Consider the following 21,856-nt stretch of genomic DNA (forward strand, 5'->3'; position numbering starts at 1 on the left):
ATCTAGGACCGAACATGTCCTAGATTTCCGGCATCATCTGATTCGTGAACGACACTCCCGCCCGACTGCTTCGCCTGCTGTCGCTGCTCCAGACGCCACGGGAATGGCCGGGCAGCGAATTGGCCGAACGCCTCGGTGTCACCGACCGCACGGTGCGCCGCGACATCGATCGGCTGCGCGAACTCGGCTATCCGGTGACCGCGACGCTCGGCGCTGCGGGCGGATACCGCCTCGCGGCGGGCACGGCGATGCCGCCGCTGCTGGTCGAGGACGACGAGGCCGTCGCCATCGCGGTCGGGTTGCGTGCCGCCGCCGGGTCCGCGGTGGCCGGGATCGAGGAGGCGTCGGTCCGGGCGCTGGCCAAGGTGGAGCAGGTGCTGCCCGCGAAGTTGCGACGCAGGGTGCGGGTACTCGCCGTCGCGCTGACCCCGCCCACCGCCGACGGGCCCACGGCCGACCCCGAGGTGCTCGCCACGCTCGCGGCGACCGTGACCAACCGGGAGCGGGTGCGTTTCGCCTACCGCGACGAGGCGGGCGGCGAGACCAGGCGCAACACCGAGCCGGTCGGCCTCGTACCCGCCCGGCGGCGCTGGTATCTGGTCGGCTACGACCTCGATCGGGCCGGCTGGCGGGTCTACCGCGTCGACCGGATCGACCGTCCGCAGCCCACCGCCGCCCGCTTCTCGCCGCGTGCGCTACCCGCCGCCGATGCCGCCGCCTACGTCGCGGGCCGCCGCACCGACTGGGGCACACCGTCCTTCCGGCTCCGAGTGACCGTCCACACCTCCGCCGACCGTGTCACGGGGCGGCTGGGTGAAAGCCCCGGCGATGTCGTCGCGATCGACCCGGACACCTGCCGGATCGACGCCCGGCGCGACGACGCGCCGGAATGGTTGGCTCACCGGCTGCTCGCGCTGGGAGCGGACTTCGAAGTTCACGAGCCTCCGGAACTCATCGCCCATCTGCGGGCCATCGCTGACCGCGCCGAGCGCGCGATCGACCCACGGCAGGGACCTATGATCTGAGCTCGCCGGTCCCGCTTGCCGATGACAGCATCACCGTCCGCTTGCACAAGCAAGGCGTAATCAAAACCTCTGCCGGACAGCATATTCACCTCGCTGCGGTGTGTGGACCGCGCGTTCGGTGCCGGCTCGTGGACACGCGGTCCTCCTGGCCCTGCGGCGCGATACCCGCGCGGCCGGATTGCCGGGCGCGCCGACACGGTGCCGCCGATCGATGTGGAGATGGACGCCGCTTCGCTCCCCTCTTCGCGCGGATACCGCGACGGCGCCGAAGCCTGTGATCCCGACGACGGCGGCTCGACCTCAGCGAGAGAGCTGGATTCGGAGGAGAGCGCCGGATTCCGTGCTCGCCGTCAATTCGTCCGGACGGCCGGGGACGGCGGCGACCGCGGTGAGCGGCTGGCCGTTGAGCACGGCGCAGGTAGCGCCGGAGGTGGGATCGACGCGGATCAATTGGCCGGTGAGGGTGGTGACGTAGAGGATGCCGCTCGGATCGGCCAGAAGATCGTCGGCGAAATCCGGGAGACCGGCCAGTTGCGAGGACAGGTCGGCGACGGTGCTGCGGGACGCGGGCGCGTCGAGCGGGATGCGAACGATCCGGCCGAGCGGGCCGCCGTTGGCGGTCACGTAGAGCACGCCGTCGTGCACGACCGCGCCGTTGGCGGCCAGTCCGGCCAGCGGCGCCGCCCACGCGGTGTCGAGGGAGGCGTCGGGACGGACCTTGATCACGCCGGAGAGGGTCGCGACGTACAGGTTGCCGCTCGGGTCGAACGCCGCGCCGTTGGGCATCGTGAACCCGGAGACGAAGACCTCCGGCTTCGGCACGGCCGCCGCCGGATCGAATCGGAGCACGCCGCCGGGACGGACGACGCTGACCGGCGCGTCACCGTAGACCACGTACAGCAGTCCGTCGGGACCGAGCCGCACCGCGCCGGGGAACTCCACCGGAACAGTCGCCGTGAGATTGCCGGCGGTGTCGTAACGCTGCACCTCATTGCGGTAGAGCCGCGATACCCACAGATTGCCCTGCGCGTCGTAGCCCAGGTTCTCCGCCCAGTCGAGCACCGGCACTCGCGCCGCGACGGCCGTGACCGCCGCCGCGGGGTCGCAGGCGGCGATGGATGGCGCGGCGCCCGCGCCCGGCGCGAGCACTCCGGTGAGGGCCAGCGCCACGGCGGACAAGAGGAAGGCGCCTCGACGGCGGAGAGTTCGCAACGCGGGCACCTCGGGCTCCGGTAGGTATGAGTCGCCGCGGATCTTAACCGTTTCCGGCGCGGAATCGCGCGGTCCCACCCGCGACACGATCTTTGGCACTATCGGTGGATGCCATTCTTCGACGGCGCGCGCGGCCGGATGCACTATCGGCGGTGGCCGATCGAACACCCGCGTTACACCGTGGTCCTGCTGCCCGGAATCGGCCAGCACAGCGGCCACTACCACCGCTTCGCGCGCGGTCTGCGCCCCGCCGGTGAGGTATGGGCGCTGGACACCGCCGGGCACGGGTTGAGCGAGGGCGATCCGGAACGGCCCGGCACGCTCGCCGAGCTGGTGGCGGACGCGGTGCGACTGGTCGAGCTGGCTCGTGGCGACCGGCCGCTGATCCTGATGGGCCACTCGCTCGGCGCGGTGACCGCGCTGGGCATGCTCGGGGCCGCCGTGCCGGAGTCGGCCGATGCCGCAACGGGTTCGACGGTGCTGGACCGGAACTATCCACTGCGCCCCGCCCTGCCCTCGGACGCGCTGGCGGGCCTGGTGCTGTCGGGCGTCCCGAAACGCGCGCTGGGCGGCGGGGCGCCGGGCGCGCCGGGAACGCCCCTGCCGCAGCGTCTTCCGGTGCTCGCGGTGCACGGCGTGGACGACCGGCGCGCGCCGATCGATGCGATCAGGGTCTGGACTAGCCGCCACGAATCGGTAGATTTACGGGAGTACATCGACGCCGGGCACGACCTGCTGCACGAGCCGGTGCACGCGCGGGTCACTGCCGACATCGCGGATTGGATGCAGGGTGTCGTCGTGGGGTTGGCACGACATCCGTAACCGCACTTCGGACGAGGAAGGGGGACGGCGCAGATGCCATCGCAAGAGAACGGGTTCGGCGGAGAGCCGCTCGCGGAAGTCACCGCACCCGGCGTCGACATCGCCGCGCTGAACCGAGCGGTCGACGACGGCTCGCTGTGGATCGACGGCCTCCTGGTCGCCGACGGCGCGCACGAACGGTGCGCGCGCCAGTACGAGTTGCTCGCCGATCGGGTCGACGAGCAGATCCGCATCCTGAGCGCCGCCACCGCGTTGCCCGGCTTCGGCGGATTCGCCTCCGGCGACGCGCTGCGCGCCGGTTTCGAGCGCAAGGCCGACGGCGCGATCACCCGACTGAACGAATACGCCGCCGCCGCGCGAGAACTGGCCCAGACCTTCCGCGCCGCGGCCGCCGTTTACCAGCAGGCCGACGAGGCGCTCGCGCAGGCGGTCGAACGGGTCGACGTGACGGGAGCCGCGCATGCGTGAGATGCCGCGCGCCGGGCAGCGGGCCACCCACCGGCGCACCGATCCCGCCTACGCGCCGAACGTCGAAGTGTTCGACAACCTCGCCCACGACGAGATCCACGCGAAGGTCCAGTTGCTGAACCCGGCCGTCCTCGCGGGCGGCGAGCAGGCGTGGAGCGACGCGGCAGCGCACCTGGCCGACGCGGTCTTGCAGGCGCACACCGAGATCCGCGCGGCCATCGCCGACGGCTGGCGCGGCTCCGCCGCCAAGAGCGCGGACGCGGTGGTGCGCGTATTCGAACAGAGCGGCCAAGACCTGGCCGACGTGTTCGCGGTCGTCTCGCAGCGCCTCGGACAGGCGAGCGACGCGGCGGAGGCGCTGCGCGCCGCGGTGACCGAGCCGTCCACCGGCGCACCGGATCTGGGGGCGGCACTGCTCGATCCGTCCCGGGCGACAAGCAATGTCGATGGGCAGAAGGCGAGCGAGCACGCCCGTCAGGACGTCGTGCGCGCGATGAACGACATCTACGCGGGGGTTTTCGTGCGCACCGGCACCGACGTGCCCGCGTTCCCCGACGAATCGGATCAATCGGCCGCCCCGGCTCCCACCGCCACGCCGACGAGCAAGATCGTCGGGACAACCCAGGTCGCACCCGACGCGCAGCCCACTTCGCTCGGGACGCACGCGCCGAAGCCGATCCACACGGTGGAGCAGAGCGTCTCGGCGACGTCCACCGATTCGACACCCGCCGACGAGACGCCCGCCACGTCCGCCGCCGCTGCCGCCGTGCCGACGACCGGCGCCGCGGTCGCGGACGAGACACCGGCCCCGGCCGCGCCACGAGTCGCACCCGCCGCCACGGCGGCGCTCTCGACGGTTGCGGCCGCCTCCGTTCTCCGCACCGCGCCCGCCACCGGATCGCCGGGTCCGGCGACCGCGCCCGCCTCGGCGACGAGCGAGCCGACGACGCTGCCCGCCGTGCCCGGCGTCGGCGGCCAGGTTCCGTCCGAAGAGCAGCGCAAGCGCGACGAGCGGCGAAAGCACGACGACAGCTCCGACGCGGCGGTCACCGGTCTAGGCGCCGGAGCGATGGGTGGCCTGATGGGTGGTGCGGTGGCCGCCGTCGACACCCCGCGCGGCGGTTCGAGTGTGGCCGCGAACGCCGCGAGCGCACGCTTGGCGCCGATCGATGACGAGGACGACGAGTTCGACCTCGATGATCTCCCCACGTTCCTCGAGCCCTCCGACGACGGCGGCGAACTCATCGGGTCGCTCGATCCGACCACACCGCCTGTGCTCGGTGAATGGACCGAGTACGAGTGAACTGGACGCTGACCCCGGATCAGTTCGCGCTGGCCTGGTCACGCACCGATGGGGATCGCATTCCCTATCCACTCGCCGTGCGCCTTTCGGCGCGCGACACCGCGGAACGCACCGCGCAACTTCCCGCGCTCGACCGCTGGTGCGCTCAGGTGCTGGACGCGGATCTGGAAGCGGCGCTGCGCATCCTCGCCCAGCCGGACCTGCGCGTCGAGGTGTTCGGTCAACGTGACGCGGCGTCAGAACCGCCGTCGCGCGAGAACGGTGGACCACGCCCACCGGCAATCGACACCGGGCGGCAATCCGAGGCGCGGCCGATCCGTATCCTCGGCGCCGCCGCCGGGAACATCGCGGTGGTCGCCGCGCAACGCCCCGGTGCGACGCCCGATCGCGGCGGCGACGTGCGATTGTTCGCGGGCAGCTCGAAAACCCTGTGCCCGCGGATCGTCTCGATGCTCCCGGAGAACAATCCCGGCATGCTGCCGCGCCTGACCGCTCCCCTGTCCCAGGTCGGCGAGGACAGCCGCAACCTGGTCACCGTTCCGGTCGCGGGCCCGTCTATTCCGTCCCGGATCCGCAAGCTGCTCCGGCAGCCGCGCGAAGGCATCGGCCAGATGGTCGTCTCCGCGCGCCGCGGCGTGGGCGAACCGCGCCCGTTCGGCGTGCTGTGCTGGATCGACGTGGTCGCCGACGGCCGATACGCGGTGCGCACCGGCACGGACGTCGACATCGTCGCGGTGACCGCCGAACGTTTGGCCGCCCAGCTGCGACCGCTCGTCGCCGCGGCCGCGCGCACCTCGACGGCCTACGCCGGGCGCTGAGCGGCGCGCAGACCCGACGCGAGTCCGACCCCGGCCCGGCACACCGACCGGCCGCGACGATCGGGGGCGCGCCACCCTGTCCGCATCGGATCCGTCGCTGAGCCACGCGGCGGATGCCTGACACCGCTCCGGTTGGCGCCACGGGACCATTTACGGTGTTCGAGTGCCACTCTACGAATTCGAAGGCAAACGTCCGCAGGTCGACCCGACCGCGTTCGTCGCGCCGACGGCGACCCTGATCGGCGACGTCCGGGTCGAGGCGGGCGCCTCGATCTGGTACGGCGCGGTGCTGCGCGCGGATCTGGCGCCGATCGTCATCCGGGAACGCGCCAACATCCAGGACAACGCGGTGCTGCACGTGCCGCCGGATGTGCCGATGGAGATCGGGCCCGGCGCGACGATCGCGCACAGCGTGGTGTTCCACGGCGCCGCGGTCGGCGCCGAGGCCATCGTCGGCAACGGGACCACGGTGCTGGACCTGGCCAAGATCGGGGCGGGCAGCATGATCGCCGCCCACTCGCTGGTGCCACCGGGGGCGGAGATCCCCGACGGCGTGCTCGCCGCCGGTTCCCCCGCCGAGGTGAAACGGCCGATCGAAGGCACCCAGGCGCAGATGTGGGTGCGGCTCAACCCGGGCTTCTACGCGGACCTGGCGCAGCGCCACCGCACGGGCATCACCGAGATCTGATCAGCACAGCAGCGCGGTGACCTCCGCGTCCTCGAGCTGGTGGAAATCGCGGTACGCGCCGCCGACGCCGCCGAGCGAGCGCGGCACCCACGGGCAGACCGCCTCGTCGGCCTCGTCGGTGACCCGGCGCATCGCCTCGGTCGAGGAGACGGGGACGGCGGCGACGACGCGCGCGGGCCGGTGCAGGCGCGCGACCCGGCAGGCGGCCACGACCGTGGCGCCGGTCGCCATACCGTCGTCGACGATCACCACCGTGCGACCCGTCAGCGGGATCGGCCGCGACGCACCGCGCAGCACCTGCCTGCGCCGCTCCAGCTCGGCCCGCTCCCGCGCCTCGATCGAGTCGACCTTCTTGGGCGTTATCCCGGTGTGCGCCAATACATCCTGATTGAGCACCCGGACCCCGTCCTCCCCGATGGCGCCCAGCGCCAGCTCGGGCTGCCACGGCACACCCAGCTTGCGGACCAGCAGGATGTCGAGGTCACCGCCGATCACCGCACGGACCGCGGCGGCCACCGGAACTCCACCGCGCGGCAGCCCGAGCACCAACGGGTCCGACGCGCGTAGGTGTTCCAGATGCGCACCCAGCGCGTGACCGGCCGAGGTCCGATCGGTGTAGACCATCGATTCCGAACGCTACTCCGGTCCACGCTCGGTGATCGCGAATCGACGCAAGGCAAGACTCGGGTTGGTCGTGCGCACCTTGCTCAGGTACGCCAGGTCGATTCCGGCGGTCAGCACGCCCGGTTCGTCGCCGAGTTCGGCGAGCACCGCGCCGGCCGGGTCCACGATCATGGACGCGCCCGCGCCCCGGGGAGCGGCCTGGTCGGCGGCCGCGACGTAGACGGTGTTCTCGATCGCCCGCGCCCGCACCAGCGTGGTCCACTGGTCGACCTTGCCCGGTCCCGGGATCCACTGGGCAGGCAGCAGCAGCACCTGCGCGCCCGCCGCGGCGACCCGGCGCACGCCCTCCGGGAAGCGCAGATCGAAACAGGTCTGCATGCCGAATGTGATATCGCCGACGGTGAAGGTGGCGGGCGCCTCGATCGCGCCCGGCTCGACCACATCGGATTCGAGGTGGCCGAAGGCGTCGTAGAGGTGCACCTTCCGGTACCTGGTGACGAGGGAACCGTCGGGGCCGAGCACGACGAGGGTGTTGCGAATCCGGTGGCCGCCTGGCGCGACCTGTTCCACCGTTCCGGCGACCAGGAACACGCCGAACTCGCGGGCGATCGCGCCGAGGCCGGTGACGAACGGGCCGGTCAGCGGCTCGGCGACGGCGACGACCCGCTCATCGAGCCGGGTCACGGCGAACATCGAGTATTCCGGTGCGACGACCACGCGCGCGCCCCGTTCGCGCGCCGTGCGCACGTGTTCGCGCACCGCGGCCAGGTTCTCCGCGGGGGCGGTCGAAGGGGCGAACTGGACGACCGCCACGTCCAGCTGATCCGGCGTCGCATCCTGATGCGCGGGCGAGTTGTCCAGTTGCATAGATCTCACCGTATTGGGGCGGTGGCCGGGACGACCAGCAGGAGGCAGTAAACTGCTGCTCAATGAGCACCAATCAGGTCGACAGCGTTCCTGGCGACGACGACAGGGACATTGACGGCCCGTCCTTCGCCGATCTGGGTATCGATGACCGCATTCTGGCGGCCATCGCCGATGTCGGTTACGAATCGCCCTCGCCGATCCAATCCGCGACGATTCCCCCGTTGCTCTCCGGCGCCGACGTCGTCGGTCTCGCGCAGACCGGCACCGGCAAGACCGCCGCGTTCGCCATCCCGATCTTGATGGGGCTCGAGGCCACCGGTCGCAGCCCCCGCGCCCTCGTGCTCGCGCCGACCCGTGAACTCGCGATCCAGGTCGCCGAGGCGTTCGGCCGCTACGCCGCGCACATTCCCGGCCTGCACGTGCTGCCCATCTACGGCGGGCAGAGCTACGGCGTGCAGCTGTCGGGGTTGCGCCGCGGCGCGCACGTCGTGGTCGGCACGCCGGGCCGGGTGATCGATCACCTGGAGAAGGGCACGCTCGACCTGTCGCAGCTGCAGTATCTGGTGCTCGACGAGGCCGACGAGATGCTGAAGATGGGCTTCCAGGAGGACGTCGAGCGCATCCTCGCCGACACGCCCTCCGACAAGCAGGTGGCGCTGTTCTCCGCGACCATGCCAGCTGCGATCCGCAAGATCTCCAAGCAGTACCTGCACGATCCGGTGGAGATCACGGTCAAGGCGAAGACCTCGACGGCCACCAACATCACCCAGCGCTGGGTGCTGGTGTCGCACCAGCGCAAACTGGACGCGCTCACCCGGGTGCTCGAGGTCGAGTCGTTCGAGGCGATGATCATCTTCGTCCGCACCAAGCAGGCCACCGAGGAACTCGCCGAGAAGCTGCGCGCGAGAGGGTTCTCCGCGGCGGCGATCAACGGCGACATCGCGCAGAACCAGCGCGAGCGCACCATCGGCCAGCTCAAGTCCGGCGCGCTGGACATCCTGGTCGCCACCGACGTGGCCGCGCGCGGGCTGGACGTGGACCGCATCTCGCACGTGGTCAACTACGACATCCCGCACGACACCGAGTCCTACGTGCACCGTATCGGCCGCACCGGACGGGCCGGGCGCAGCGGCGAGGCGCTGCTGTTCGTCGCGCCGCGCGAGCGGCATCTGCTCAAGGCGATCGAGCGGGCCACCCGCCACCCGCTCACCGAGATGCAGCTGCCGAGCGTGGAGGACGTCAACGCCCAGCGCGTCGCCAAGTTCGGCGACGCCATCACCGAGAACCTCACCTCGTCGAATCTCCCGCTGTTCCGCAAGCTGATCGAGGATTACGAGCGCGAGCACAACATCCCGCTGGCCGACATCGCCGCGGCGCTGGCGGTGGGCTCCTACGACGGCGACAACTTCTTCATGGAGCCCGAGCCGGAGCCGGTGGAGCGCCCTCAACGCGACCGGACTCCGCGCGAACGACCCGCTCGCCGCTTCGACGAGGACCGGCAGAGCGCCTCGCACCACCGTGCCACCGGAACCGAGCTGGCGACCTACCGGATCAGTGTGGGCAAGCGGCATCGCGTGGTGCCCGGCGCCATCGTCGGCGCCATCGCCAACGAAGGCGGCCTGCGCCGCAGCGACTTCGGGCACATCAGCATCCGCCCCGACCACAGCCTGGTGGAACTGCCCGCGCAGCTGCCGGATGAAACGCTGGAAGCGTTGCGGCGCACACGGATCAGTGGCGTGCTCATTCAGCTGCAACTGGATCAGGGTGCGCCGCAGCATCGCACGTTCAGCCGCGGCCAGCGCCGGGAGCGCGAGGGCGGCAAGCGGCCGGAGCGCCGTAAGCCGCGTTCCTGAGCCGGGCAGGGTACGTCGAGGTCAGACGCGCTAGCTACAGTGTTGCGGTCCGTGTGTAATTCGGCGCACGCCTGCAGCGGGTGTCCCGCGAAGACACAGGAGGGCCGCGTTTGTTCGTGTTCGGTGATCGTGTCGTCTGCACCGCCGTCGATCTCGTCCGCGCGGCGCACTGCGAGTTCGCCCTGCTGCGCGCCCTCGACGCCGAACTCGGCACCATCCCGGCCGACCCCGGCAGCGCCGTATCGGGGTACGAACCCGCTCCGGGAACCGATGACGTCCGTCGACGCCTGCTCGACGACTACCGCGCGCGGTTCGGCGGCGCAATGGTCGAGATCGACCGCCCCCCGGACGAACCGGGCGAACCCGGCCGCCATGTCGCGGCGTTGACCGCCGCGCACGCCGACACGGTCGCCGCGCTGCGCTCCGGCGCGCACGTGGTGCACGGCGCGACCTTCTTCGACGGCCGATTCCATTGCTCCGCCGACTTTCTGGTGCGAGCCGAACATCGGGTCCGCTACACCGTGCACGGCATCGCGTCCACGACCGCCGATCGGGTGGCCGCCGCGCTCGAACTGGCCGCCTGCGCCGAGGCACTCGACCATTCGGGCGCGCTCACCGCACCGCTGGTCCGGCTGCATCTCGGCACGGAGAGCAGCGCCGGAGCGCTGAGCGAGCTGCTTCCGCTGTATCGGGCGCGCAGGAGCCGGGTGGAGCGCATCGTGGACGAGAAGCTCGGCGAACTGCTGCCCGTGCAGTGGGGCGATCCTCGTTATCTCGCCTGCGGCCGCTGCCGCACCTGTGTCGATGCCCTCTCCGCCGCGCGCGATCTGCTGCTCGTGGCCGGTATGCCGCCCGCCGCTCGCGCCCGGCTGCGCGAAGCGGGGGTGAACACCATCGATCGGCTGGCCACCACCGAGAGCTCGGTGCCCGGCGTGCCGCCGCGCACCGTTTCCGCGCTGCGCCGCCAGGCGCAAACCCAGCTGCGCCGCGAAGTTTCGGGCGAGCCGACCTACGCGGTGCTCGACGCGACCGTGCTCGGGGCGCTGCCCGCGCCGTCCCCCGGCGATCTCTCGCTCACCGTCTCGGGCGGCGGACGGACTCCGCTCGTCGTCGAGGTCGGCGGCCCGGACACGGTGCACCTCTCGTTGCGCGGACCGAGCGGTTCGAGCGAGCCCGGCCGCGCCGCGGCCGCCGAACGCCGCGTGCTCGAGCAGGTGCTCGATTACCTGACCCAGCGCCGCCGGATCGATCCGGACCTGCACGTCTACCACTACTCCGCGGCGGTGCGGACGGCACTGCTGCGCTGCACCGGACGGCACGGGGTCAACGAGGAACTGGTAGACGAACTGCTGCGCGAGGGCGTTCTGGTCGATCTGTATCCGATCGTCCGCGGCGCGTTGCTCGTCGGCGAGTCCTCCTACCGGCTCGGCGGCCTGCGCCGACTGCTTCCCGGTGTGACCGATCCGGCTGCCGCGGAACACGATTGCCACACGGTGCTGCGGTTGCGCGACTGGTTGCTCGATCGCGCGGCCGAGCAACGCATCGCCACCCGGACCCGGACTCCGGACGCGCGGTCCACCTCAGCGGTCGCCGGCGAGCCCGCACCGCCGTCGTCCCGGCCGTCGTCGCTGGAGGCCGCGCTCGCGGAATACGCCGCCGCGCAGGGCGATCCGCTGCATCCGGCCGCGTTGATGGCCGCGACGCTCGGCTACCACCGGCGCGAGCGGCAGCCGCTGTGGTGGGCGCACGCCGACCGGCTCAGTCATCCGGTGGAGGAATGGGCGCAGGCCCCGGGAGTGCTGGTCGCCGACTGGGGCACCGTCGACACCAAGTGGCATCGCCGCCCCGACCGCCCGGGGATGCGGCGCTATCTCACCCTGACCGGACGGATCGGCACCGGTTCCAGCGGCGCCCCCGGCCCGAGCGCGCTGACCCCGGGTACCGCCGTCTACACCTTCTACGATCAACCGATGCCGGCCGGCATGGTGACCGATGCGGGGCAGCGGGCGACCGCTACCGCGACGGTGCTCGGCTGCTCGGTGGACGCCGAATTCGACGACACCGTCCGGCTGGAGGAATCGCTGCCGGAGGGCTGCGAACCCTACGACGAACTGCCCTCCGCGATCGCGCCGGGCCTGCCGGACTGGGATGAGAACGCCGAACTGGCGATCGAACTCGCGGCGCAGCAATTGCTGATGACCTTGCCGGAAACGCCGCGTACGGCCGTGTTCGACATCCTCGCGCGCCGCCCGCCCCGGCTGCACGGCGACGTCCGGTTGCCCGAGGTGCACGGCGACTACGCCGCGGCGATCACCGCCGCGCTGTGCGCTCTGGATCACTCCTACGTCGCGGTGCAGGGTCCGTCGGGCACCGGGAAGACCGCGACCGCGGCCCGGGTGCTGGAGCGGCTGATCACTCGGAACAAGTGGCGGATCGGCATCCTCGCGCAAACACCCGCCACCGTGGAGAACCTGCTCGACGCGGTGGTGCGGGCGGGTGTGCTGCCGGAACTGGTCGCCAAGAAGGACGCGGCGACCGTCGCACCGGAGTGGGTGGTGATCGACGCCGTCCGCTACCCGCGATTCCTGGACAACGCGATCAGCGGCTGTGTCCTCGGCGGCGAACCGGCCGATTTCGCGAACGAGGATCTGGTGCCCCGCGCGGGCCTCGACCTGCTCGTGATCGCCGACGCGGGCCGCTTCCCGCTGGCCGAGACGGTGTCCGTCGCGGAGTGCGCGCGCAATCTGTTGCTGCTCGGCGATCCGGTGGCGTCCACCGCGCGCGGCGCGCATCCGGCCCCGGTCGGCGAATCGGTGCTCGGCTGGCTGGCGGACGGACGCCAGACCTTGCCCACCGAGCGCGGCTACTTCCTGGACCGCACCTGGCGGATGCACCCGGCGGTGTGCGAACCCGTCTCCCGCCTGTACTACGACGGCCGCCTGCGCGCCAGCGAGACGGTCACCCTGGCCCGGAAACTGCACGGCGAGGACCCCGGGGTGGACACCGTCCTGGTGGACCACTACGGCAACGCCACCGAGTCGCCCGCGGAAGCGCGCGAAGTGGTGCGCCGGGTCCGCGCGCTGCTCGGCATGTCATGGACCAGCGGCGCGACCACGCGCAGGCTGCACCCCCACGACATCTTCGTGGTCGCTCCGTACGCCGCTCAGGTGGGACGCATCCGGACGCTGCTGGCCCGCGCGAAGATCGAGGACGTCCTGGTGGGCACGCCGGATCGCTTCCGCGGCCGGGAGGCGGCGGTGGTGCTGCTGTCCATGACCACCTCCTCCCCCGCCGACGCTCCCTACGGCATGCCGTCGCTGCTGTCGCGCGGGCTGATCCACGCGCTGTGCCGGGCCATGTGGAAGGCGATCGTCATCCGCTCACCGCTGCTCACCGAATACCTGCCCGCGAACCCCGACGAACTCGCCGATCTGGGCGCGTTCCTGCGGCTGACCGGCGCGGGTCAGCCGAAGCAGGCGCCCTCGCCTCGATAGGTCGGCGCGCTGACGCGGGAGCCGTCCTCGTCGACCAGATGCACGGTGCCGAATCGCTCGCACAGTTCACCGGCCTTCGCGTGCCGGAACCACACCCGGTCGCCGATCCGCAGTTCCGCGGCGCCGGACAGCGGGGTCTGCACTTCGCCCGCGCCCTCGGTGCCGATCAACTTCAACCCGCGCGGCCACACCGGTTTGGGCACTCGCGACCGCCCTGCGGGGCCGGAGGCGATGTACCCGCCCGCGAAGACTGTGGCGATGCCGGTGGCGGGACGCCGCAGCACGGGCATCGCGAAATACAGCGACGGTCTCGGCGTGAAGGACCGGTAGCCGTCGAACAACGTCGGCACGTACAGCCCGGACCCGGCGGTCACCTCTGTGACGTCCGGATCGGCGACGCTGACCTCGATGGATCCGCTGCCGCCGCTGTTGACGATCTCGAGTTCGCCGGCCACCGACCGGACCGCGGCGAGCACCTCGGCCCTGCGCTTGCGGATCTCCGCCGCGGACGCCCGCTTCACAAGACGCACAGCGAGATTGGCGTCCGGGAGCCCCGCGATCTGCGCCTCGTACGTCATCACGCCCGCCACGTCGAAGCCTCGCCGCCGGGCCTCGCCCGCTAGCGTGGCCGCTTGCTGCGGCGTGCGAACAGGGGAACGCCGCACGCCCAGGTGCAGCGGGCCGATCCGCAGGGAGGCGTCCACGTCGAGGCAGACACGTGGCCGCACGCGATCGGAGCCGACGGCGGCGCGGATCAGGTCGAGTTGCGCGGCGTCGTCGATCATCAGGGTGATGGAGCGCAGCGCGATGTCGTCGGCCGCCAGTTCGGCCAGCGCGGCGCGGTCCACGCTCGGATAGCCGAGCAGGACATCGCGCGCCCCGTGGCGCACGAGCCAGAGCGCCTCGCGCAAGGAATAGGACATGATGCCCGCGAAGCCGCCCGCCGCGGTGAGATCGGCGCCGAGGACTTCGGCGAGCACGGCACGGCAGCGCACGGATTTGCTGGCCACCCGCACCGGTGTGCCACCGGCTCGCCGCACCAGATCGGCGGCGTTCGCGCGCAGGGTGGACAGGTCGAGGGCGGCCAGCGGCGGGTCGAGTTCGGCGGTGGCCGCATGCAGCCCCGCGATCGGCGACGTCTCGGTCACCCGGACAACTCAACCACCAAGTTGGTCAAACGTCCAGTATTTGTCAGAGCTCCGCGGCCTTGGCGGCCAGCCCGCTGACCATCTCGTCGAGCACCACCAGCATGGTCTCGTCGTTGCAGTCGGCCAGCCAGCGCAGCACCGTGCCCTGCACGATCGACACGACATTGCAGGCGATCGCCTCCACCGGCTCCAGCCACTGGGTTCCGGACAACTCGGCACACATCTCCAGGAACGCGGTGACTTCCGCGTCCTTCTCCTGGTAGAACTCCGTGGCGATCGGATCGGGGAAGCAGTCGGCCTTGACCGCCCAGCGGGCGCGCAGCGCCTGCAGGGTCATCTCATACGACCTGATCTGCCTCTCCGGCGTGGCCTTGACCAGCGGCCAGTAGGCGCTGACTCCCGCGTGCAGCAGCACGCGCAGCGCACGGAGGCCTTTGTAGTCGACCGTGGCCGCCGCCGCTTCGACCGCCTCGATGACGGCAGGTCGTAGCCGGATTTCTGTTATCACTTCTCCACGTGCGCTCAACGACGACTCCCTCTCGGCGAAAGAACTCACGCACCTCGTCGGCGCGACTCGCTGAACAGGGCGGACAACATCGGGAAACACCTGAGCTGCCCGGTCCAACATTCACCAATGGTAGAGCGTTTCCGGGGTTTGAGAACGGGTTCGATGGGTAATTCCAGACTGAAAGAATGTTTTGTTACCCAACCGCGATCGGTATGCGATCAGGCCGTGTCACCCGGAAATCGCGCTATGACGGTGGATCTCGGCGGCGCTCGGCCACTCGGCAGACCGTTGACAACGGTACGGTCCTGGTGCCGAGCAGCCCAAATCCTGTGGCGAATCCCACAGTGGAACCTCTCAAAACGGTCAGCTTATCGTGGGAGGTTCGATCCGCTACCGACACCTGTTCGTTCCGCGCTGCGGATAGCCTGGATCGGTGACTCTCTCGCCCCCCGCCGACCAGTACTTCCTCTCCGGCACGTTCAATTTCCGAGACACCGGCGGGCTGCGCACCGACGACGGCGCCAAGGTCCGTCCCGGCGTCCTGCTGCGCTCGGCGCAACTGAGCGGACTCGACGACGCGGGCCACGCCGCGCTGCGCGACCTGGGCGTCAGCGCCGTCCACGACCTGCGCGGACAGCGCGAGATCGACCACATCGGCGCCGACCGGCTGCCCGCGGACGTCCGGCTGAGCATCACCCCGTTCGACTCGCGCATGGCCGAGGCGCCGCCACACGAGGCGACCGCGCAGACCGCCTACACGCACATGCTCGAGGTCTACCGGATGTTCCCGGCACTTCCCGAGGCGCATGCCGCCATCGCGTCCCTCGCCGAGTCCGTCCTGCGCGGCGACGGCGCCGTGCTGGTGCACTGCGCGGCGGGCAAGGATCGCACCGGGTGGGCCGTCGCCACGCTGCTGCGCGCGGTCGGCGTCACAGAGACCGACGTGCAGGCCGACTACCTGCTCAGCAACGGAGCCGTCCCGGCGCTGCGCGCGCTCATGACGGCGAAGCTGCTCGGCGGTGAGGAACTCTCCATCGACCTGCTCGGCGTGCGGGAGGAATACCTGGACATCGCCACCGCCTCGATGCGCGAGTTGCACGGCGGCCTGGACGGCTATCTCGCGACGATCGGACTGACGCCCGACCTGCTCGGGCGGCTGCGCGAGCGAATGCTGGAGTGAGACAGGGTCACTCGACGGGCACCGGTTCCCTGCGCACCAAGCCGTCTTCGTCGATCGTCACCTGATCGCCGGTGTGGAACCAGGTCCCGGTGAACCGCGCCGCGGTCGTGGTCGGGTCGTCCCAGTAGCGCGGGGTGACATTCGGCCCGCGGCACAGCAGTTCGCCGCGCCCCGCCGTCGCCCGCGGGCCCCACAGCGCCAATTCCGTTCCGCCGAACGGGAAACCGAGTACCGCGGCGGCTTCGGACGAGTCCGCTCGCTCGGCGTCGTCCACCGCGAGGCCGATGCCGCTGGTCTCGGTCGCGCCCCACACCGACCACTGCCTGGCGGCGGGGAACACGCCGCGCAGTTCGGCCGCGAGGGCGGCCGGAGACGCGGCGCGATGACCGGCTTTACTGATCCGCGCGATGCCATCGGTGCGCAATCCGTCGGAGCGCAGTTCCGTGAGCCGGGGCAGCAGGCCCGCGAAGATCCGCGGCGTCGCGGAGACCATGTCGACGCGCTCGGCGGTGACGGCTTCGGCCATGCCTCGGGTGTCCCGGGTGAGCACCACGGTGCCGCCGACGGCGAAGGTCGGCAACAGCTGATCGACACAGCCGCCCGCGTGCGCCAACGGCAACAGCACCAGGTTGCGCAGGCCGTCGGTCGGCAGGTCCAGCGCCGCGACCACCGAACGCACGGCCGACAGCAGGTTCTCGTTGGTCAGTTCCACGCCCTTGGGCGTGCACGTTCCGCTCGTGTAGCACAGCAGCGCCAGGTCGCCCAGTGCTGCGCCGTCATCGATAAAGGCGGCGCCGTCGGGCAGCTCGGTCTCGGCGCCCTTGCCGCCGAGCACGAAATCGGCACGGCTGTCGGCGATCACGCGCTCGGCCACCGACTCCGGGAGCCCGTCGTGCACCAGTACCGGTACCGCTCCGCTGAGCAGTGCGCCGAGGAATGCCTGCACCCATCGAGCGCCGGTGGGCAGGTGGACGGCGACTCGGTCCCCGTATCCGATGCCGTGCTCCTGCAAGCCGCCCGCGATGCGGGAAGCGGAGTGCCACAGCTCCCGGTAGGTCAGGCGCGGGCCGCCGACTTCCACCACGGCTTCGCGGCTCCCGAACGCGTGCACCTGAAGATCGAGTAATTCGGTGAGCGCGGGCGTGAGGTTTCCGTAGCGCAGCACCCCGTCGGCGCCCCGAGCTAGCGGGTTGTCCCAGACGTGCGGGCCGGTGAGGGGATATTCGACGAGCAACTGCGACATTCGTCCTCCGCGTGCCTCGAGTTATCAGGCACTGCGACTATATGACGCATGTCACAACTTCGCTGGAATAGGCGATGAACGTGTCCTAGCTGTCACCGGCCCGCGTAGCGCGCCTTCCCCGGACCCTGCTCGAGGAAACTGCGCACGCCGCCCCGCAGATCCTCGGTGCCGAACAGCTCGCCGGACACCTCCGGCGTCACCGAATCCGCATGTGCCACACCGCCGGAACGCCAGGCCTCGATGATCTTCTTGGTCGCCGCGTTGGCCTTCGTCGGGCCATCGGCCAGCCGGTGGGTCAGCGCTCGCGCCGCGGTGTCGAGGTCTTCGTGCACGGCGTTGACCACGCCCCACTCGGCCATGGTCGCCGCGTCGTAGAGGTCGCCGGTCATCACGAACTCGCGGGCCCGCCCCGAGCCCGCGCGCTCGGCGAGACGCTGCGGGCCGCCCATCGAGGGGGTCAGCCCGACCACGATCTCCACCAGCCCGAACTTCGCCTTCGGCGCCGCGAGCAGGATGTCGCAGGCGAGGGCGATCTCGAAGGCGGCGGTCAGGGTCAACCCGTGGGCGGCGAACACCACCGGGCACGGCAGCGCCTCCAGCGGATGGATGATCTGCGCGAACAGGGTGCGCCACAACTCGGCGCCCTGCTCGGGCGTCAGGCCGTCGAAGACGTGCACGTCGACGCCGCCGGAGACCACTTTGCCCTCGGCGCGCAGCAGCACCGCGCGCGGCGGCCGCGCCGACAGCTCGGCGATGTCCTCGACCAGCGCGTCCAGCATCGACCGGTCGAAGAGGTTGAGCGGCGGATGGGCGAGCGTGAGGGTCGCCACCTCCGCTCCGCCGTCGGTGACGTCTCGTTCCAGACGGGTGGCCTTCGTTTCACTCATCCGGTCAGCGTACGAGGTCGATCTGGAAGACTGTCGATGTGACCAAGTCGGCCAGCAAAACCGGTTCCTACGTCGAGCCCGGCGAGTTCAAACGCGACACGAACTACATCACCACCCGGATCACGGCCGACGGCCGCGACGGTTACCCGGTCGAGCCGGGGCGCTACCGGCTCGTCGCGGCGCGAGCCTGCCCGTGGGCCAATCGAACGCTGATCGTGCGCCGCCTGCTCGGACTGGAGCCGGTGCTCTCGCTCGGCTTGTGCGGACCCACGCACGACAAGCTGAGCTGGACCTTCGATCTGGACCCCGGTGGTGTCGATCCGGTGCTCGGCATCCCGCGGCTGCGCGACGCCTACCTGGCCAGGTTCCCGGACTACCCGCGTGGCATCACGGTGCCCGCCATCGTGGACGTGCCGACCGGCCAGGTGGTCACCAACGACTACGCGCAGATCACCCTCGACTTCTCCACCGAGTGGACCGCGCACCACCGGCCCGGCGCGCCGCAGCTGTACCCGGAGCCGCTGCGCGCGGAGATCGACGAGGTGAACCTCGCCGTTTTCCGCGACGTCAACAACGGCGTCTACCGCTGCGGGTTCGCCGGTACGCAGGACGCCTACGACGCCGCCTACGACCGGCTCTTCGCGCGGCTGGACTGGCTCTCCGAACGCCTTGCCGCACAACGGTATCTGGTCGGCGACACGATCACCGAGGCCGACGTCCGGCTGTTCACCACGCTGGCCCGCTTCGACGCGGTCTACCACGGGCACTTCAAGTGCAACCGGACCAAGCTCGCCGAGATGCCGGTGCTGTGGGCGTACACGCGCGACCTGTTCCAGACCCCGGGCTTCGGCGACACGATCGACTTCGGGCAGATCAAGCGGCATTACTACGTGGTGCACCGGGACATCAACCCGACCGGGATCATCCCCAAGGGCCCCGACCTGGCGAACTGGCTGACCCCGCACGGCCGAGAGGCTCTCGGCGGCAGGCCGTTCGGCGACGGAACCCCACCTCCCCCTCCGGCATCGGGCGAACGCGTGCCCGCGATCCACACTTCCGCGTAAGGACGCACCCGCCCGGGTCGAAAGCGAGGCAGCCGCCGGTGGAACCGATGCGGCTGGGTACTTCGTTGTCATGACGAGCTGACGGCAACCGGTGCCATACAGTTCTACCCAGCAGACCGGAAGAGGAGGATGCCGCCGATGCTCAAAGGCGCGTTCGAGAAGACGGTGGTCGAACTGCTCGACACCGGGTCCCGCCTGCAGGCCCCCGCGGTCGCCAAGTACGTGGACCGCATTCGCCGCTCCCACCCTGGTGAGAGCCCAGCACAGATCGTCGACCGACTGGAGAAGCAGTACCTGCTCGCGGTGACCGGCAGCGGCAGCGCGGTCGGCGCGACCGCAGCCTTCCCCGGCGTCGGCACCGTCGCGGCCATCGCCGCGGTGAGCGCGGAGACCACCTTCTTCATGGAGGCGTCGGCGGTGTTCACCCTCGCGGTGGCCTCGGTGCACGGCATCACGCCGGAAGACCAGGAGCAACGCAGGGCGCTCGTGCTGGCGGTCGTGCTGGGTGAGAGCGGCATGCAGATCGTGCAGAAGAGCGTCGGCACCTCCGCGAAGAACTGGGGCTCGGCCTTCGCCAACCGCATCCCCGGATTGTCGAGCATGAACGATTCGCTGCTGAAGCGGTTCATCATCCGGTTCATCACCAAGCGCGCGGCGCTGATGGCGGGCAAGGTACTGCCCGCAGGCATCGGCGCGGTGATCGGCGGCGCGGGCAACCGCGCCCTCGGCAAGGCCACGATCACCAACGCGCGCAAGGCATTCGGGCCGCCGCCCACCACCTGGCCGGTCGACCGCCATTTGGTCATCGAGGCCGATCCGCTCACCGCGATCGACCCGGCGAAGCCGCGACCTCCGGCCACTCCGCGATGAGCGGGACGCGGCCGATCGCGTTCGCGGTCCGGGGACTGACCAAGCAGTACGAGCTGGCGACCGCCGTGACGGACGTCAGCTTCACCGTGCCCTCCGGCACCATCGCCGCACTGGTGGGCCCGCGCGGCGCGGGCAAGACCACTATCTTGCGGGTGCTGCTCGGCCTGCTCGCTCCCACCTCGGGAACGGCGTCCGTCGGCGGGCCCGGTTCCCGGGGAAACACCGCGGGCTCCGCGAACGTGATCGGCGGCGTCCTCGCGCCGCGCGGACTGCATCCGGCCCGCACCGCGCGCGAACACCTGTGGGTCTACGCGGCCGCGGCGAACGTCGTCGACAGCCGGGTGACCGAAGTGCTCGAGCTGGTCGGACTGGACGAACACGCCAGGACGAAGATCGGCGCCCTGTCGATCGGGCAGCAGACCAGGCTGGCCCTGGCCACCGCGCTGCTCGGTGACCCCCCGCTGCTGGTGCTGGACGAGCCGATGGACGGACTCGACCCCGCCGAACGCGGCTGGCTGCACGACTTTCTGCGCAAGCACGCCCGGCGCGGCGGCAGCGTCCTGCTGACCAGCGAGAGTCTCGGCGCGGTGCTGCCCGCCGCGGACCAACTGGTCGTGCTGAGCGAGGGCGCGGTGGTGTACCAGGGCACTCCGGCGCGCTTGCGGCGCGGGCATCCGGACCGGCTGGTCGTCGCCGCGTCCACTCCCATCGCGCTGGCCACCACGCTTGCGGCACAAGGATTCACGGACGCGGTGATCCGGCCGGACGGCCGCCTCGCCGTCGCCGAGGCGAGCGAGGCGCAGATCAGGACGGCGGCCACCGCGGCGCAGGTGCGGATCGATAGCATCGTGCCCGACCCGATCCACCCCGACCGCGTGCTCGCGTCGCTGACCAGACCCACCGCCACGCCTGCGCCGCACTACCCGGGCCTCTCCGCGCCCGCCCAGCCACCCTCGCCGACGCCCTACGGGATCCCACGATGATCGCCATCCTGCCCACGGACCTGGTGCCGAACGTCAACTCCGAGGTGCGCAAGGTCGTCACCATGCCGCGCGGCCGGACGCTCGCCGCAGCGCCGATCGTCGTGGCGCTGCTGGCGAGCGTCGCGTCGGCGAGCCTGGCCGGGCCGCCGGATCCGCGCGGCCAGCCCGCCACCGGCGCCGCGACGATCGGGCTCTACTTCGGCCTCGCCTTCGTCGTGCTGGCGGCGGCGGTCTTCGGCGCGCTGGCGACCGGCGCGGAGTACCAGTACCGCAGCATGGCCGTGACCACGCTGTTCAGCCCTGACCGCGACCGGCTCGCCGCCGCGAAGTTCCTGGTCATCGGAGGCTGCGCGCTGGCCGCGGCGCTGGCGGTGGAACTGGTGTCGGCCGGCGCGCTGTTCGGCGTGGGGCGCGGCAAGGTCCCGGTCACCGGGGAGTTCTTCGCGGTGCTCGGCGGCGGGCTGCTCGCCGCGGTCTGCTGGTCGTTGATCGGCGCGAGCGCGGGCATCCTGTTGCGGTCCTCGACCAAGGCGGCGGCGCTGCTGCTCGGTTGGAGTGTCGTCGCCGAGCCTTTGATCTGGCTGATCGCGCGCGGTCTCGGCATTCCGGGCGTGGTCACCCTGCTGCCCGTCTCCGCCACCGTCGGCACCGTGGCGGTCGGTTCCTATCCCGACAGCGACTTTCTCGCCCCTACTCCGGCCGCCGTGGTGGTCCTGCTGCTGTGGACCATCGGCCTGGGCGCCGCGAGCTGGTGGAATCTGCGCACCCGCGATCTGTGATCCTAGGACCCGCCGGGAAC

General features: G+C 71.0%; 20 protein-coding genes. 13 read left to right on the plus strand and 7 right to left on the minus strand.

What is annotated here, in order from left to right; all coding sequences use genetic code 11:
- Positions 1 to 44: 44 nt before the first annotated feature.
- Entirely contained in the window at positions 45 to 1,025 is a 981-nt protein-coding gene (locus AB0L97_RS22580) for a YafY family protein (protein ID WP_364432624.1), read from the plus strand.
- Positions 1,026 to 1,325: 300 nt separating this feature from the next.
- On the opposite strand, the gene AB0L97_RS22585 is transcribed toward AB0L97_RS22580, so the two are convergent.
- Positions 1,326 to 2,237 carry a hypothetical protein gene (locus AB0L97_RS22585; RefSeq protein ID WP_364432627.1) on the minus strand — a complete coding sequence of 304 codons (912 nt, stop codon included), beginning with the start codon at positions 2,235 to 2,237 and terminating at the stop codon, positions 1,326 to 1,328.
- Positions 2,238 to 2,345: 108 nt separating this feature from the next.
- On the opposite strand from AB0L97_RS22585, the gene AB0L97_RS22590 reads away from it, so the two are divergent.
- The 5 genes from AB0L97_RS22590 (at position 2,346) to AB0L97_RS22610 (ending at position 6,336) form a co-directional block, all read left to right on the plus strand.
- Complete coding sequence (locus AB0L97_RS22590; protein WP_364432630.1) at positions 2,346 to 3,059, plus strand: alpha/beta fold hydrolase; 714 nt, start codon at positions 2,346 to 2,348, stop codon at positions 3,057 to 3,059.
- Between the two features lie 33 nt (positions 3,060 to 3,092).
- Positions 3,093 to 3,527 carry a hypothetical protein gene (locus AB0L97_RS22595; RefSeq protein WP_356967244.1) on the plus strand — a complete coding sequence of 145 codons (435 nt, stop codon included), beginning with the start codon at positions 3,093 to 3,095 and terminating at the stop codon, positions 3,525 to 3,527.
- Positions 3,520 to 4,830, plus strand: a complete 1,311-nt coding sequence (locus AB0L97_RS22600; protein ID WP_364432633.1) for a hypothetical protein — start codon at positions 3,520 to 3,522, stop codon at positions 4,828 to 4,830. The genes AB0L97_RS22595 and AB0L97_RS22600 overlap by 8 nt, the downstream gene beginning before the upstream one ends.
- Positions 4,812 to 5,648 carry an ESX secretion-associated protein EspG gene (locus tag AB0L97_RS22605; protein ID WP_355077269.1) on the plus strand — a complete coding sequence of 279 codons (837 nt, stop codon included), beginning with the start codon at positions 4,812 to 4,814 and terminating at the stop codon, positions 5,646 to 5,648. Before AB0L97_RS22600 ends, AB0L97_RS22605 begins: the two co-directional genes overlap by 19 nt.
- 163 nt (positions 5,649 to 5,811) lie before the next feature.
- On the plus strand, positions 5,812 to 6,336 hold the full coding sequence (locus tag AB0L97_RS22610) for a gamma carbonic anhydrase family protein (protein ID WP_355077271.1): 525 nt from the start codon (positions 5,812 to 5,814) through the stop codon (positions 6,334 to 6,336).
- On the opposite strand, the gene AB0L97_RS22615 is transcribed toward AB0L97_RS22610, so the two are convergent.
- Positions 6,337 to 6,960: a phosphoribosyltransferase family protein gene (locus AB0L97_RS22615; RefSeq protein ID WP_355077273.1), complete on the minus strand. Its 624-nt coding sequence runs from the start codon at positions 6,958 to 6,960 to the stop codon at positions 6,337 to 6,339.
- A gap of 12 nt (positions 6,961 to 6,972) precedes the next feature.
- Positions 6,973 to 7,827, minus strand: coding sequence for a carbon-nitrogen hydrolase family protein (locus tag AB0L97_RS22620; RefSeq protein WP_364432638.1), 855 nt, complete (start codon positions 7,825 to 7,827; stop codon positions 6,973 to 6,975).
- Positions 7,828 to 7,889: 62 nt separating this feature from the next.
- Between AB0L97_RS22620 and AB0L97_RS22625 the strand changes: the two genes are divergently transcribed.
- Both AB0L97_RS22625 and AB0L97_RS22630 read left to right on the plus strand, forming a co-directional pair.
- Positions 7,890 to 9,680 carry a DEAD/DEAH box helicase gene (locus AB0L97_RS22625; protein ID WP_355077277.1) on the plus strand — a complete coding sequence of 597 codons (1,791 nt, stop codon included), beginning with the start codon at positions 7,890 to 7,892 and terminating at the stop codon, positions 9,678 to 9,680.
- Between the two features lie 116 nt (positions 9,681 to 9,796).
- The gene (locus AB0L97_RS22630) at positions 9,797 to 13,174 is read left to right on the plus strand and encodes an AAA domain-containing protein (protein ID WP_364432709.1); all 3,378 of its coding nucleotides are present in this window, start codon (positions 9,797 to 9,799) and stop codon (positions 13,172 to 13,174) included.
- Here AB0L97_RS22630 and AB0L97_RS22635 read toward each other — a convergent pair.
- Both AB0L97_RS22635 and AB0L97_RS22640 read right to left on the minus strand, forming a co-directional pair.
- Complete coding sequence (locus AB0L97_RS22635) at positions 13,144 to 14,322, minus strand: amino acid deaminase/aldolase (RefSeq protein WP_364432643.1); 1,179 nt, start codon at positions 14,320 to 14,322, stop codon at positions 13,144 to 13,146. The two genes, AB0L97_RS22630 and AB0L97_RS22635, sit on opposite strands and share 31 nt — an antisense overlap.
- A gap of 43 nt (positions 14,323 to 14,365) precedes the next feature.
- Entirely contained in the window at positions 14,366 to 14,848 is a 483-nt protein-coding gene (locus AB0L97_RS22640) for a TetR family transcriptional regulator (RefSeq protein WP_355077281.1), read from the minus strand.
- 415 nt (positions 14,849 to 15,263) lie between these two features.
- On the opposite strand from AB0L97_RS22640, the gene AB0L97_RS22645 reads away from it, so the two are divergent.
- Complete coding sequence (locus AB0L97_RS22645) at positions 15,264 to 16,010, plus strand: tyrosine-protein phosphatase (RefSeq protein WP_355077283.1); 747 nt, start codon at positions 15,264 to 15,266, stop codon at positions 16,008 to 16,010.
- A gap of 7 nt (positions 16,011 to 16,017) precedes the next feature.
- Here the strand turns inward: AB0L97_RS22645 and AB0L97_RS22650 are convergent, their stop codons facing one another.
- Positions 16,018 to 17,253, minus strand: a complete 1,236-nt coding sequence (locus tag AB0L97_RS22650; RefSeq protein ID WP_364432648.1) for an AMP-binding protein — start codon at positions 17,251 to 17,253, stop codon at positions 16,018 to 16,020.
- A 92-nt stretch (positions 17,254 to 17,345) separates the two neighbouring features.
- The gene (locus tag AB0L97_RS22655; protein ID WP_364432651.1) at positions 17,346 to 18,140 is read right to left on the minus strand and encodes an enoyl-CoA hydratase/isomerase family protein; all 795 of its coding nucleotides are present in this window, start codon (positions 18,138 to 18,140) and stop codon (positions 17,346 to 17,348) included.
- A 38-nt stretch (positions 18,141 to 18,178) separates the two neighbouring features.
- Here AB0L97_RS22655 and AB0L97_RS22660 point away from each other — a divergent pair, with 38 nt between their 5' ends.
- From AB0L97_RS22660 to AB0L97_RS22675, 4 genes are all read left to right on the plus strand, one after another.
- Positions 18,179 to 19,204 carry a glutathione S-transferase C-terminal domain-containing protein gene (locus tag AB0L97_RS22660; RefSeq protein WP_355077288.1) on the plus strand — a complete coding sequence of 342 codons (1,026 nt, stop codon included), beginning with the start codon at positions 18,179 to 18,181 and terminating at the stop codon, positions 19,202 to 19,204.
- Between the two features lie 138 nt (positions 19,205 to 19,342).
- A complete protein-coding gene (locus AB0L97_RS22665; protein ID WP_355077290.1) occupies positions 19,343 to 20,074 on the plus strand; it encodes a hypothetical protein in 732 nt (243 codons plus the stop codon).
- Positions 20,071 to 21,057 (plus strand): ATP-binding cassette domain-containing protein, encoded by a 987-nt coding sequence (locus tag AB0L97_RS22670; RefSeq protein WP_364432656.1) that lies wholly within the window; start codon positions 20,071 to 20,073, stop codon positions 21,055 to 21,057. Before AB0L97_RS22665 ends, AB0L97_RS22670 begins: the two co-directional genes overlap by 4 nt.
- Positions 21,054 to 21,836, plus strand: a complete 783-nt coding sequence (locus AB0L97_RS22675; RefSeq protein ID WP_356967224.1) for an ABC transporter permease — start codon at positions 21,054 to 21,056, stop codon at positions 21,834 to 21,836. Before AB0L97_RS22670 ends, AB0L97_RS22675 begins: the two co-directional genes overlap by 4 nt.
- The last annotated feature ends 20 nt before the right edge of the window (positions 21,837 to 21,856 follow it).

Source organism: Nocardia sp. NPDC051911, assembly GCF_040681035.1.
Lineage (GTDB): Bacteria > Actinomycetota > Actinomycetes > Mycobacteriales > Mycobacteriaceae > Nocardia > Nocardia sichangensis.